The following is a 13,511-nucleotide window of genomic DNA, read 5'->3' on the forward strand; positions in this document are numbered from 1 at the left end:
ATAGGTGCCCTTTATTTGAATGGAAGGGTAAGGAAACGATGACACGATCGCCTCTGCTAGATGATATGAACGACCGCTCGCGCGAGGTATTCCGCCGCGTTGTCGAAGGCTATCTGGAAACCGGTTCACCCATCGGATCGCGCTCTCTGACCCACAGCATGTCCGAAAAAGTCAGCGCGGCCACGATCCGCAATGTGATGCAGGACCTCGAATACATGGGGTTGCTGGGAAGCCCGCATACCTCTGCGGGGCGTATCCCGACGCAGAACGGGTTGCGGATGTTCGTTGACGGGCTGCTAGAGGTGAACCTGTCGGGCGAGGATCGCCAGAAGATTGATCAGACGATGGGGACAAACTCGGGCGACCTGAACGGCCTGCTGGACCGTGTCGGCTCCGCGCTGTCTGGCGTGACTCACGGTGCGTCGCTGGTGTTGACACCGAAGCATGAGGCGCCGATCAAACACATCGAGTTCGTGTCTATTGCAGCTGAAAAGGCGCTCGTCGTTCTGGTGTTCGCAGACGGCAATGTCGAGAACCGCCTGTTCACACCGCCCGCCGGTCAAACGCCGAGCTCGCTGCGTGAGGCTGCGAACTTCATCAACGCGATTGCCGAGGGGAAGACGCTGTCGCAGCTCGCCTCCGCCGTGACCGCAGAGATCAAAAAGCGCCGTCAGGAGATCGATACGCTCGCCGCCCAGATGGTCGAGAGTGGGATCGCGGTTTGGGAAGATCGCGGCGAATCCACCGAGCGACTCATCGTACGTGGGCGAGGTAACCTGCTGGGCGAATCCGGCACTCCAGACGACCTTGAACGCATCCGAACGCTGTTCGACGACCTTGAGCGCAAGCAGGACATCGCAGAATTCCTCGAACTCGCCGAGGATGGCGAGGGTGTGCGCATTTTTATTGGCTCCGAAAACAAGCTTTTTTCACTTTCGGGTTCCTCTTTGGTGGTTTCTCCCTATATGAACGCCGACCGTAAGATTATTGGCGCCGTAGGCGTCATCGGTCCGACGCGGCTTAACTATGGCCGCATCGTTCCGATCGTGGATTACACAGCGCAGCTGGTCGGGCGTATGATTTCCGGCCAGAACTGAGGGAAACGAGAATGAGCGAAGAACCGAAAAGCCTCGATGAACTGGCAGCAGAAGGCGACGAATTCGAGCAGGAAGCCAATGAAGCGAATGCCGAAACGATCGCTGCCCTGACCGCAGAGCGTGATGAATTCAAGGACCGTTTCATGCGTGCCGTTGCGGATGCCGAGAACGCCCGCAAGCGTGGTGAACGTGACCGCCGTGAAGCAGAACAGTACGGCGGCTCCAAGCTAGCCCGCGATCTGCTGCCGGTCTACGACAACATGCAGCGCGCCATCGAAGCGATTTCCGAAGACCAGCGTGAAGCGCAGGCCGCGCTGATCGAAGGTATCGAACTGACCATGCGTGCCCTGATCAACGTGTTCGAAAAGCACGGTATCAGCCGCATCGCACCGGAAGTTGGCGATCGTTTCGATCCGCAACAGCACGAAGCGATGTTCGAAGCTCCGGTTCCTGGTACGAAAGCGGGCGAGATCATTCAGGTCTCAGGCCACGGCTTCTTCCTGCACGACCGTCTGCTGCGTCCGGCGCAGGTTGGCGTGTCGTCGATGCCTGCTTCTTGAGGTCGCTCGGGGGCGCTGCCCCCGAACCCCCGAGGTATTTTTATCAGAATGAAGAGGGCTGGCGCGTTATCGTGCCAGCTCTTTCAGTTCGTAGAGTAGGGCAAGCGCCTCTCGCGGGCTGAGATCGTCGGGAAAGATGTCTTTGAGTTTGGCATCGATCTTTGACGGCTCGATCTTGGTTTGCGGAGCGGGCGGCGCGGCGACAGCGGCGAAGAGCGGCAGGTCGTCTATGATCGCCTTCTGTTTGCCGCCGCCCTCACGGTCACCTTTTTCCAGTGCTTCGAGGACGACTTTCGCGCGCTCGACAACGGCAGGCGGCAGTCCGGCGAGGCGGGCGACTTGGACACCGTAGCTGCGGTCGGCGGTGCCTTTTCTAACTTCGTGAAGGAAGATCACATCGCCTTCCCATTCGCGGACCGCAACGGTGGCATTGGCGACGCCGTCGAGCTTATCGGCGAGCTGGCACATCTCGTGATAGTGGGTTGCGAAGAGCGCGCGGCAGCGGTTCACGTCGTGCAGGTGTTCAAGGGTGGCCCACGCGATGGAGAGGCCGTCATAGGTCGCAGTGCCTCGACCTATTTCGTCGAGGATCACAAGTGCACGATCGTCAGCCTGGTTCAGGATCGCGGCGGTTTCCACCATTTCGACCATGAAGGTCGAGCGGCCGCGGGCGAGGTCGTCGGACGCGCCGACGCGGCTGAATATCTGGCTGACAAGGCCGATATGGGCGGACTGTGCAGGAACCCAAGCGCCCATCTGAGCGAGGACAGCGATTAGCGCGTTCTGGCGAAGGAAGGTCGATTTACCAGCCATGTTCGGGCCGGTGAGCAGCCAGATGTTTGTGTCGGTCAGCTCGCAATCGTTGGCGACGAACGTCTCGCCGTCCTTTTTCAAAGCCTGTTCCACGACGGGATGGCGGCCGCCTTTGAGCTCGAACGCGCGGGAGCTGTCGATCACGGGGCGCACCCAGTTTTCAGCGCGGGCAAGGTCGGAGAGGCCGCAGCAGACGTCGAGTTCGGCCAGCGCGCGGGCCATGGCGGAGAGGCGACCGGCTTGGCCGATGACTTGGCTTCTTAGGCTGGAAAAGAGCCGCTTTTCGATCTCCAACGCGCGCCCACCGGCATTCAGAATACGGGTTTCGATGTCGCTGAGTTCGACAGTCGTGAAGCGCACCTGATTGGCGGTCGTCTGGCGGTGGATGAAGGTCTCATTCAGGGGTGGAGTCATCATCTTTTCCGCGTGTGTGGCGGGGGTCTCGATGAAGTAGCCAAGGACGTTGTTATGCTTGATCTTCAGCGAATTGACGCCAGACAACTCCGCGTATTGCTGCTGCATCCGAGCGATTACGCCGCGGCCTTCGTCGCGGAGCTCGCGAGCCTCGTCGAGCTCGGCATCATAACCAGGTGCGATGAAGCCCCCGTCGCGGGCGAGCATCGGCGGTTCGGCGACGAGCGCTTGGTCCAGAAGGTCCAGCAGTTCATTATGGCCGGTCAGATCGGCTGCGGATTGGGCGAGCAGCGCGGGCATGTCGTCGTTCAGGTAGGCTGCAACCTGCTCGGCTTGGGTCAGGGTGTTGCGAACCGCTGCGACATCGCGCGGGCCCCCGCGATCCAGTGCGAGGCGAGACAGGGCGCGGTCGACGTCGTGGACGCTGCGGAAGCAATCGCGAAGGGTGCCGCGCAATTTGCTGTCTTCGGTCAGGAAGGTGATGGCGTCCTGGCGCACCATGATGGTTTCGAGGTGGCGGGACGGCGAAGACAGCCGCCGTTCCAGCAGACGTGCGCCAGCAGCCGTGAGCGTCCGGTCGATGGTTGCCAGCAGCGAACCGGCGCGGCCGCCGGTGGTCCCGTGGGTCAGCTCCAACGACCGGCGGGTCGCGGCATCGATTTGCATGTTGGCTGTTTCGCCTTCGACGACGGGCGTGCGGAGAAGGGGCAAGTTACCCTTCTGCGTGATCTCCAGATACTCGACGATGGCTGCCATGGCGGAGATCTGGGCGCGGGTAAAGCTGCCGAAAGCATCGAGCGAGGCCACATCATAGAGACTACACAGGCGCTTTTCACCCAGTGTGCTGTCAAACGCGCTCCGCCCGAGGTCGGTGACGGCGGCGCCGGCTTCGCGGACGACTTTCTCCATTTCGGAGCCGTCGGCGAGCAACACCTCGCGCGGGGTGAGGCGCGCCAGTTCGGGGGACAGGCGGTTGGTGGCGCATGTCATCACGTTGAACGCACCTGTCGAGATATCGACCCACGCCAGCGCGCTTTCGTCGCGGACCTCGGCAAATGCAGCAAGGAAGTTGTGACGGCGCGCGTCGAGCAGCGAGTCCTCTGTCAGCGTGCCGGGTGTGACAAGACGCACGACGTCGCGCTTTACTACGGCCTTGTAGCCGCGCTTTTTCGCTTCGGCGGGATCTTCGAGTTGTTCGCAGACCCCAACGCGGAAACCTTTGCGGATCAGCGTGAGCAGATAGCCTTCAGCGGCGTGCACGGGGACGCCGCACATCGGGATGTCCTGATCGTTCAGCTTGCCACGTTTAGTCAGCGCGATGTCGAGCGCTTCGGACGCGGCAACCGCATCATCAAAGAACATCTCGTAGAAATCGCCCATGCGATAGAACAGCAGCGCGCCGGGGTGGGCTTCCTTGATTTCGAGGTATTGCGCCATCATTGGCGTCACGTTGCTCATATCTGTTCCTCTGCTCGTGCGGAAACTTACCTAAAGCGCCAATGTTAGCGACGAAAGTAGAAAACAACGCCGTTGCGGCTGAGGGTCAAGGGGCTGTAATCCTGACGGGCGCTAACGGAGGAAGAATTATGACCAAGGCACGTGTCACGCGAGAAGATGCGCTGACGTTTCACATGGATCCGGCCCCGGGCAAGTGGGAGGTCTCGGCCACCGTGCCAATGATGACGCAGCGCGACCTGTCGCTTGCGTATTCCCCCGGTGTTGCGATCCCGTGCGAGGAAATCCACGCCGATCCCGAAACCGCTTACGACTACACGAACAAGGGTAACCTTGTTGCGGTGATCTCGAACGGTACGGCTGTTCTTGGCCTCGGTAACCTTGGTGCGCTGGCCTCCAAGCCGGTGATGGAGGGCAAGTCGGTGCTATTCAAGCGGTTCGCCGACGTGAACTCCATCGACCTCGAGCTCGATACCGAAGATCCCGATGAATTCTGCCGCGCCGTGCGCCTCATGGGGCCGTCATTCGGCGGCATTAACCTCGAAGATATCAAGGCGCCCGAGTGTTTCATCATCGAGCAGCGCCTCAAGGAAGAAATGGATATTCCCGTCTTCCACGACGACCAGCACGGCACCGCCGTGATCTGCGCAGCGGGTCTGATTAACGCGCTGCATCTGTCGGGCAAGAAGATCGAGGACTGCAAAATCGTCCTCAATGGCGCGGGCGCTGCCGGTATCGCGTGCCTCGAACTGGTCAAAGCGATGGGCGCGAAGCAGGACAACTGCATCATGTGCGACACCAAAGGCGTGATCTATCAGGGCCGTACCGAGGGCATGAACCAGTGGAAGTCGGCTCACGCCGCTGTCACCGACGCACGTAGCCTCGCTGATGCGATGAAGGATGCGGACGTGTTCCTCGGTGTGTCGGCCAAGGGTGCGGTCACGCAGGAGATGGTCGCCTCGATGGCGCCGAACCCCGTTATTTTCGCAATGGCGAACCCCGATCCCGAGATCACTCCCGAAGAAGCGCATCAGGTTCGCGAGGACGCCATCGTTGCCACGGGTCGTTCGGACTATCCGAACCAGGTGAACAACGTACTCGGTTTCCCGTATCTGTTCCGCGGCGCGCTCGACATCCACGCTCGTGCGATCAATGACGAGATGAAGATCGCCTGCGCAAACGCGCTTGCCGAACTTGCGCGTGAGGACGTGCCGGACGAAGTCGCGCTGGCCTATGGCCGCAAGCTGTCCTTTGGCCGTGATTACATCATCCCGACCCCATTCGACCCCCGCCTGATCCACCGCATCCCGCCCGCTGTGGCGCGTGCTGGCATGGACACTGGCGTAGCCCGCCGTCCAATTGTGGATATGGAAGGCTACGAGCTGTCGCTGAAGTCCCGCATGGACCCGACCGCGAACATCCTGCGTAACATCAATGCCCGCGCTCGTGCGGCCCAAGCAACCATCGTGTTTGCCGAGGGCGACGATCCCCGCGTTCTACGCGCTGCGGTCCAATACCAGCGCAATGGCCTCGGCAAAGCGCTCGTTATCGGCCGCGAAAAAGAAGTCGAAGACCTGCTGATCGCGGAAGGTATGGCCGACGCGGTTTCGGAAATCGAAGTGGTCAACGCGCGCAACACAGCGCATCTGAACACCTATAAGGAATTCCTGTACAACCGCCTACAGCGCAAAGGTCATGACCGTCAGGACATTCACCGCCTCGCGGCCCGCGACCGTCACGTCTTTGGTGCGCTGATGGTGGCGCATGGTCACGGCGACTGTCTGGTTACCGGTGCGACGCGCAAATCGGCACACGTTCTGGAGCTGATCAACCACGTCTTCGATGCGCAGCCGAAAACGGGTGCGGTCGGTATCTCTGCCGTGCTGAACAAGGGCCGCATCGTCCTCATCGCCGATACGCTGGTTCATGAATGGCCGGACGAGTTGGACCTCGCGGACATCGCAGAGCGCGGCGCTGAAGTCGCCCGCGACCTCGGCCTTGAGCCGCGCGTTGCCTTCGTCTCGTTCTCGACTTTCGGCTATCCTGTGTCCGAACGTGCCGAGAAGATGCACATCGCGCCCAAGATCCTCGACGCGCGCGGCGTGGACTTCGAGTACGAAGGCGAGATGACCGTCGACGTCGCACTGAACCCCAAATCGGCAGAGCATTATCCGTTCAGCCGCCTGACGGGGCCTGCAAACGTGCTCGTCGTTCCGGCCCGTCACTCGGCCTCGATCTCGGTGAAGCTCATGCAGGAAATGGCTGGCGCAACCGTGATCGGCCCGATTTTGTCTGGTGTGGACAAGCCAATTCAGATCTGTTCGACGGTATCGACTGTCAACGACATCCTGAACATGGCAGTAATGGCGGCCTGTAAGGTCAAATAAACGGAGCGAACAATGGCGGTATGGAATCTCGGGTCGATCAACAGCGACATCGTTTACTTTGTGCCGCACATCGTTGCTCCGGGTGAAACCCTGCCGTCGACAGGACGGCAGGTGTTTCTTGGCGGGAAGGGCGCGAACATGTCTGTCGCCATCGCACGGGCGGGTGGTACGGCTCGCCACATCGGTGCGGTGGGGCATGGTGCTGGTTGGACCGTCGAGCGACTGACCGAATACGGCGTGGACACCCGCGCGATCCGCCGCATTGATGCCGATCCGGCAGAGGCCGTGATTGCCGTCGCGGCAGACGGCGAAAACTCGATCATTCTGCATCAAGGCGCGAATATCGAAATTCCGATGGACCTCGTGGCGAATGCACTTTCCGAAGCGCAGGTCGGCGACTGGGTAGTTACGCAGAATGAAACCAACGCACAGCTTGAAGCGCTGGAACTCGGCAAGCGTATGGGGCTGAACATCGCCTACGCCGCCGCGCCGTTCAGTGCCGATGCCGTGGCGAAGGTGCTGCCGCTGCTCGACTTCCTCATTCTGAACGAGATCGAGATGCAGCAGCTGCGCGATGCGCTGGGCAAGGAGCCCGAAGAGCTCGGCGTGGAGTCCGTCATCGTGACGATGGGCGGGAAGGGTGCGCTGCTGGTCGAAGACGGCAAGCGGACCCAGTTCGATGCGCTGCCTGTCACGCCGGTCGATACGACGGGTGCTGGCGACACGTTCACCGGATACGTATTGGCTGGTCTGGATCGCGGAATGCCGATCGGGCAGGCGATCGGTCAAGCGACCCGCGCGGCGGCTCTGATGGTGACGCGGAAGGGCACCGCCGACGTCATCCCTGATCTGGCCGAAGTGCAGGAAATGCGGCTCTAAACCAGCAAAATACGCAGCAAGATTATGTTAAAAGCCCGCGCGAGCGGGCTTTGTTTTGTCCGATAGTCGGTGTCGTTGGTCATCAGCTGAGTCAGAATTTCCGACATCCTGCTAACCCATTGATTTCATAGAGACTATGAAATCAGCTGGCCAAGCTTCATCGCCACTGCCGGATTGCCCGACACCTTGAGCTTGCCCATCATGACGCCGGTCATGGGGTTCAGCTTCCCGTGAAGCAATTTCGACAGGTTCTCGGTGGAAATGCGAATGGTGCAGTCGGCGGGAGCGTCGGTGGTCGCAACGCCCTCCGGTCCGAGTACGATACAGCCGTCATCACCGCAGTCGAACTTTAGCGTATCGCTGAGCGACGTGCGCTCGGTGCCTTTGCGAATGATCGCAACGTTGTCTTCAAAAGTCATGGGCCGTCTCCTGATTGCCGTTAACGTCAACGGCTAGGGGACGGCCCATTCTCAATCAATCGAAACGCTGCGTCAGCCTTTTTCGGCGACGCGGCGGTTACGGGTCGCGATCAGTTTGAGGCGCAGGGCGTTCAGGCGGATGAAGCCAGCGGCGTCCTTCTGATCGTAAGCACCAGCATCTTCTTCGAAAGTGACGTGCTTTTCAGAATACAGCGAGTAGTCAGACCAGCGGCCAACGGTGGTTGCCGAACCCTTGTAGAGCTTCAGACGAACGGTGCCGGTGACGTTTTCCTGCGACTTGTCGATCAGGGCTTGCAGCATCTCGCGTTCCGGCGAGAACCAGAAGCCGTTGTAGATCAGTTCCGCATAGCGCGGCATGATGCTGTCCTTGAGGTGGCCAGCGCCGGCGTCGAGGGTGATCTGTTCGATACCGCGGTGAGCTTCGAGCAGAACGGTGCCACCCGGCGTTTCATAGATGCCGCGCGACTTCATACCGACGAAACGGTTCTCGACGAAGTCGAGGCGACCGATACCATGCTTGCCGCCGAGTTCGTTGAGCTTGGTCAGGATTGTCGCCGGCGACATTGCTTCGCCGTTGATGGCAACCGCGTCACCCTTTTCGAAGGTCACTTCGATGAATTCGGGCTCGTTCGGGGCTTCTTCCGGCGAAACAGTGCGCTGGTAGACGTATTCCGGTGCTTCCGCAGCCGGATCTTCCAGTGCTTTACCTTCGGACGAGGTGTGCAGCAGGTTGGCGTCGACCGAGAACGGTGCCTCGCCGCGCTTGTCTTTGGCGATCGGAATCTGGTGCGCTTCGGCGAACTCGATCAGCTTGGTGCGCGAGGTCAGGTCCCACTCACGCCACGGCGCGATCACCTGAATTTCGGGGTTCAGCGCGTAGGCGGACAGTTCGAAACGAACCTGGTCGTTGCCTTTGCCGGTCGCGCCGTGAGCCACAGCGTCCGCACCGGTTTCTTTCGCGATCTCGACAAGGCGCTTGGAGATCAGCGGGCGGGCAATCGAGGTGCCCAGAAGGTAGAGACCTTCGTAAAGCGTGTTGGCGCGGAACATCGGGAAGACGAAGTCACGCACGAACTCTTCGCGGACGTCTTCGATGTAGATGTTTTCGGACTTGATACCGAGCAGTTCTGCCTTGGCACGGGCCGGCTCCAGCTCTTCGCCCTGACCGAGGTCGGCAGTGAAGGTCACGACTTCGCAGCCGTACTCCGTTTGCAGCCACTTCAGGATGATCGAGGTATCAAGACCGCCAGAATAGGCGAGGACGACTTTCTTGGGCGCGGACATCGGCAGGCCTCCAAATTCACGTATCGCCAGCGCGATATAGGTTTTTGCGACCGCAAGCAAGGGAACGCCATTGACCGAACGGAAAGAGATTGCGATCTAAACTCTGTATTTCATTCAAAGGGTCAAATTATGGGCTGGGACATCGTCAAACACTCGCTTCGCATGGTCGTCATGAACCTCGGAGCCGCGCTGCGCGTCACTCTCGCACCGGTCGTGATCGGGTTGGTTCTGGCCTATGTGATTGGCTTGGCGCTCGGCGTGGATTTCGGCGCACTGTTTACCGACGGTGCCGTTCTGGAAACGCTTTCAGGTGACGCATCTGCTGTTGATCCGACAAGCGGCCTTTCGGATGTGCAGGTGCAGTCGGTTGCGATGCTCGTTCCCATCTCCATCATTCTATACCTCTTGATGGCAAGCTGGATGGCCGTGTCGTGGCACCGCTATATCCTTGTCGACGAAAAACTCGGCGTCGTGCCGTCGTTCAACTTCGGAACCGTAACAGCCTACGCAGGAAAGTCCCTGTTGATCGGGCTCATCATTATGCTGGCGATCGGATTGCTGAGCCTTATCCTGTTGCCGCTGCTCGGCTTCACATTCGGCCTGTTCCTCTACGCATTCATCTTCGGCATCGGCGTTAGCTTCCTCGTTTTCCGTTTGTCGATCTGCCTTCCGGCGCGCGCCATCGGTGAAAAGATGGGTATCGCCGAAAGCTGGCGCATGACGTCGGACATGTCTGGCGCGATTTTCCAAGCGGCGCTCTTTATCGCGCTGATCAACACCGTCATCGAAGCGGTTCGCACGATGATTGGTGTCTACATGCCCATCGTTGCAGAGGGCCTGTCGATGCTCGGCACGTGGATCATGACGCTGGTCGGCATCAGCATCCTGACCACGCTCTACGGTATCATCGTCGAAGGACGTCAGTTGCCGAAGTAATTGGCGACAAACCAGTTATCGCCCTCGTTGGTCAGTAGGACGAGCGCTTCTTCGAGTGTAACCCACACCGCTGTATGACCTTTTTCTAGCGGCGGCCCCAGTCGCTGGATCGGGCGGGCGGTGTAGATGTGGCAGACCTTCTCTGCCCAATAGCCGTAGTCGGGCAGGTAGCAGTACCGCTTGAACACGCCCAGCTTGCGCGGTGCGCCCATCGTGTAGCCGGTCTCCTCGTAAACCTCGCGGTGAAGGGCAGGGACCGGATGTTCGCCCGGATCAATGCCGCCGCCCGGAAGCTGGAATTCGGGCTCCGGCGCTTCCTGAAATGTCAGCAGAAAACGTCCGTCCCGTTCGAGGATCACGTATGCGCCGGGGCGGCTACGGTAGCGTTGATCGGCCCTGACAGCCTCGCCAAATCGTCTGATCACCACCTACCCCCTTGGACCCGCGCTTGATGTGCCTATATGGAAGCGGTATGCCAACTTCCGCACATCAAGGAAAGCCCATGACCCTCGGCAGTCAAATCGCCTGGGACGATACCGTCCTTCCGTTTCAACTCGATCGCTCGGACGTTCGCGGCCGCGTCGCGCGTCTTGACGGAGTGCTCGACCAAATTCTGAGCCAGCACGATTACCCTGCGCAGATCGAGGCGCTGGTGGCCGAGATGGCGTTGCTGACCGCGCTGATCGGTCAGACCATGAAACTGCGCTGGAAGCTGTCGCTTCAGGTGCGCGGTGATGGTGGCGCACGCATTATCGCGACTGACTACTATGCTCCCCAGAAAGAGGGTGAGCTGGCCCGTATCCGCGCCTATGCGTCGTTCGACAAGGAAAAGCTGGACCCGAACGCACCTGCGTTCGACCAGATCGGTCGTGGCTACTTTGCCATTCTGATCGACCAAGGTCAGGGCACGACCCCTTATCAGGGCATCACCCCGATCTCGGGTGGCTCGCTGACCTCTTGTGCAGAGACCTACTTTGCACAGTCCGAACAGCTGCCGACCCGTTTCGAGCTGTCGTTCGGCAAGTCGCAGATGCGCGGCGGTGCCGAGGGCTGGCGTGCGGGCGGCGTGATGCTCCAGCACATGCCCAAAGCGTCCCCGTTCGTGGCCTCCGAAGGTGGCAGCGGCGAAGAAGGTCTGCTGACCGCGAACGATATCCTAGACGAGGATGAAGGCGACAACTGGAACCGCGCGAACGTGCTGCTGGACTCGGTCGATGACCTCGAACTGATCGGGCCGACCGTTCAGCCGACCGAGCTGCTCGTCCGTTTGTTCCACGAAGAACAACCTCGCGTGTATGATCCGCAGACGGTGAAATTTGGGTGCTCGTGCTCGTCCGATCGCGTCCGCGAAAGCCTGTCGATCTACTCGGCCAAGGACATCGCGCACATGACCACCGACGAAGGCATCGTAACCGCCGATTGCCAGTTCTGCGGCGCTCATTACGAGTTCGACCCGAAAACGCTCGGCTTCGAAGCCACGGAAAAGCCGGATGACTCCGACGCTTGATCCGCATGAAAGATTGCGCGCTGCCCTGAATGTTCAGGGCGGCGACTCTTCGGATTTCGACCTGAATCCGAACCTGGAACTTCCCCAACAGCGCCAACTCCGCCCCGCTGCCGTTCTTGTGGCGTTCGACGAGTCTGGCCAACTGGTGCTGACGAAGCGCTCCGCCCGTCTGAAGCACCACCCCGGACAGATCGCATTTCCCGGCGGAAAGGTCGAAGCGGGCGAGACGTTGATTGAGGCGGGACTTCGCGAGGCCCAAGAAGAGGTTGGCCTGAACTCTGACCAAGTTGAAATCCTTGGCCTTTTGCCTCCACACGAGACGGTGACGGCGTTCCTTGCCACTCCGGTTCTGGCACTGATCAAGGGCGAATTTCACCCGATCCCCGAAGCTGGTGAGGTCGATGAGGTGTTCCGAGTCCCCTTCGACCACATAGCCGACCCCGCCAATTATCGCATCGAAAGCCGCCGTTGGCAGGGCACCAGACGGTCATTTTACGTCGTCCCGTATGGCCCTTATTATATCTGGGGCGCCACGGCGCGTATGCTGAGGGGGCTCGCAGAACGACTATGCGCATAACGGCTGACTGGCTCACTTCCGAACGCTCCCAAGCGGTTTGCCGCATGCTGACGGATGCGGGTTATCAGGCGTTTTTCGTGGGGGGCTGCGTGCGGAATGCGCTGATCGGTGCGCCTGTCTCCGACCTTGACGTTTGCACAAGTGCGCTGCCTGAACAGACACTAACGCTGGCAAAAAAGGCCGGTTTGAAAGCCATTCCGACCGGTATTGACCATGGCACCATCACGGTGATTTCGGGCGGCGAGCCTTATGAGATCACCACCTTCCGCCAAGACGTCGAAACCGATGGGCGGCACGCGGTCGTGGCCTTTGCCGACAATATCGAGGACGATGCAAAGCGGCGCGACTTCACGATGAACGCGCTATACGCCGCGCCTGATGGGACCATTGTCGACCCTGTTGGTGGCATCGCTGATCTTGAGGCGCGGCACGTCCGGTTTATCGGCGATGCGGACCAGCGCATTCGTGAGGACTACCTCCGCATCCTCCGGTTCTTCCGGTTTACCGCGTGGTACGGCGATCCTGAAATCGGGATTGATGCCGACGGCCTTGCCGCCTGCGCCGAAAATATCGATGGGCTGGAGGCTCTTTCGGCAGAGCGTATCGGCGCGGAGATGAAAAAACTGCTCAGCGCCCCTGATCCCGCGCCCGCGCTTGCAGCAATGCAAAGCTGCGGCGCGCTCAATGCGATCCTGCCGGGGGCGACGGCTCAGTCTCTGGCCGTGCTGGTGCATCTGGAGGACGGCATTCAGCCCAACCGGCTGCGCCGTTTGGCCGTTATCGGCGGGGAAGACCTAGTTGAACGGCTCCGTCTGTCGAATGCCGAAGCGAAGAAATTGGCGGCAATTCAAGCTGGATTAGAGACTGATATCCACGAACTTGGCTACCGTTTCAAGGATACGGCAGTCGACACCTACCTCGTCCGGCAAGCGTCGATGGGTCAGCATCTCAATCCCGATGAACTCGCCCAAATCAAGCAAGCGACCCGCCAGGTATTTCCCGTAACAGCTGCCGATCTCATGCCGGAATACCAAGGCCCAGCCCTCGGCCAGCGCCTCCGCGAGCTTGAAGAGCGTTGGATCAAATCGGGCTTCTTCCTCTCCGCGGCAGAACTGTGCGAACGTGACTAATTCCCCTCACGAGGCGCCGCGCTATGTTGCGG

At 60.2% G+C, this 13,511-nt stretch carries 12 protein-coding genes; 8 read left to right on the forward strand and 4 right to left on the reverse strand.

Translation table 11 applies throughout. The annotated features are described in order from the left end of the window. Positions 1-38: 38 nt before the first annotated feature. Positions 39-1,097, forward strand: a complete 1,059-nt coding sequence (hrcA, locus tag HCZ30_RS03270; protein WP_167636345.1) for a heat-inducible transcriptional repressor HrcA — start codon at positions 39-41, stop codon at positions 1,095-1,097. 11 nt (positions 1,098-1,108) lie between these two features. After that, positions 1,109-1,657, forward strand: a complete 549-nt coding sequence (locus HCZ30_RS03275) for a nucleotide exchange factor GrpE (RefSeq protein WP_167636346.1) — start codon at positions 1,109-1,111, stop codon at positions 1,655-1,657. Between the two features lie 66 nt (positions 1,658-1,723). On the opposite strand, the gene mutS is transcribed toward HCZ30_RS03275, so the two are convergent. Continuing rightward, positions 1,724-4,342 carry a DNA mismatch repair protein MutS gene (gene mutS / locus HCZ30_RS03280; RefSeq protein ID WP_246212580.1) on the reverse strand — a complete coding sequence of 873 codons (2,619 nt, stop codon included), beginning with the start codon at positions 4,340-4,342 and terminating at the stop codon, positions 1,724-1,726. Positions 4,343-4,470: 128 nt separating this feature from the next. On the opposite strand from mutS, the gene HCZ30_RS03285 reads away from it, so the two are divergent. Continuing rightward, positions 4,471-6,726 (forward strand): NADP-dependent malic enzyme, encoded by a 2,256-nt coding sequence (locus HCZ30_RS03285; protein WP_167636347.1) that lies wholly within the window; start codon positions 4,471-4,473, stop codon positions 6,724-6,726. Between the two features lie 12 nt (positions 6,727-6,738). Next, entirely contained in the window at positions 6,739-7,605 is an 867-nt protein-coding gene (locus HCZ30_RS03290) for a ribokinase (RefSeq protein WP_167636348.1), read from the forward strand. A gap of 134 nt (positions 7,606-7,739) precedes the next feature. Here HCZ30_RS03290 and HCZ30_RS03295 read toward each other — a convergent pair whose 3' ends face one another. Both HCZ30_RS03295 and HCZ30_RS03300 read right to left on the reverse strand, forming a co-directional pair. Further along, entirely contained in the window at positions 7,740-8,024 is a 285-nt protein-coding gene (locus HCZ30_RS03295) for an SCP2 sterol-binding domain-containing protein (RefSeq protein WP_167636349.1), read from the reverse strand. 72 nt (positions 8,025-8,096) lie between these two features. After that, positions 8,097-9,329 (reverse strand): argininosuccinate synthase, encoded by a 1,233-nt coding sequence (locus tag HCZ30_RS03300; RefSeq protein WP_167636350.1) that lies wholly within the window; start codon positions 9,327-9,329, stop codon positions 8,097-8,099. A 129-nt stretch (positions 9,330-9,458) separates the two neighbouring features. Here HCZ30_RS03300 and HCZ30_RS03305 point away from each other — a divergent pair, with 129 nt between their 5' ends. Then, the gene (locus tag HCZ30_RS03305) at positions 9,459-10,265 is read left to right on the forward strand and encodes a hypothetical protein (RefSeq protein ID WP_167636351.1); all 807 of its coding nucleotides are present in this window, start codon (positions 9,459-9,461) and stop codon (positions 10,263-10,265) included. On the opposite strand, the gene HCZ30_RS03310 is transcribed toward HCZ30_RS03305, so the two are convergent. After that, on the reverse strand, positions 10,250-10,690 hold the full coding sequence (locus HCZ30_RS03310; RefSeq protein ID WP_167636352.1) for an NUDIX domain-containing protein: 441 nt from the start codon (positions 10,688-10,690) through the stop codon (positions 10,250-10,252). The genes HCZ30_RS03305 and HCZ30_RS03310 overlap by 16 nt on opposite strands. Before the next feature lie 77 nt (positions 10,691-10,767). Here HCZ30_RS03310 and HCZ30_RS03315 point away from each other — a divergent pair, with 77 nt between their 5' ends. From HCZ30_RS03315 to HCZ30_RS03325, 3 genes are read left to right on the forward strand one after another with little or no spacing between them, the layout of a single operon-like run. After that, complete coding sequence (locus HCZ30_RS03315; RefSeq protein WP_167636353.1) at positions 10,768-11,772, forward strand: Hsp33 family molecular chaperone HslO; 1,005 nt, start codon at positions 10,768-10,770, stop codon at positions 11,770-11,772. Continuing rightward, entirely contained in the window at positions 11,756-12,349 is a 594-nt protein-coding gene (locus HCZ30_RS03320) for an NUDIX hydrolase (RefSeq protein ID WP_167636354.1), read from the forward strand. The genes HCZ30_RS03315 and HCZ30_RS03320 overlap by 17 nt, the downstream gene beginning before the upstream one ends. Next, complete coding sequence (locus tag HCZ30_RS03325) at positions 12,340-13,479, forward strand: CCA tRNA nucleotidyltransferase (protein ID WP_167636355.1); 1,140 nt, start codon at positions 12,340-12,342, stop codon at positions 13,477-13,479. Before HCZ30_RS03320 ends, HCZ30_RS03325 begins: the two co-directional genes overlap by 10 nt. Positions 13,480-13,511 lie beyond the last annotated feature (32 nt).

Source organism: Marivivens donghaensis (assembly GCF_011806565.1).
Taxonomy (GTDB): domain Bacteria; phylum Pseudomonadota; class Alphaproteobacteria; order Rhodobacterales; family Rhodobacteraceae; genus Marivivens; species Marivivens donghaensis_A.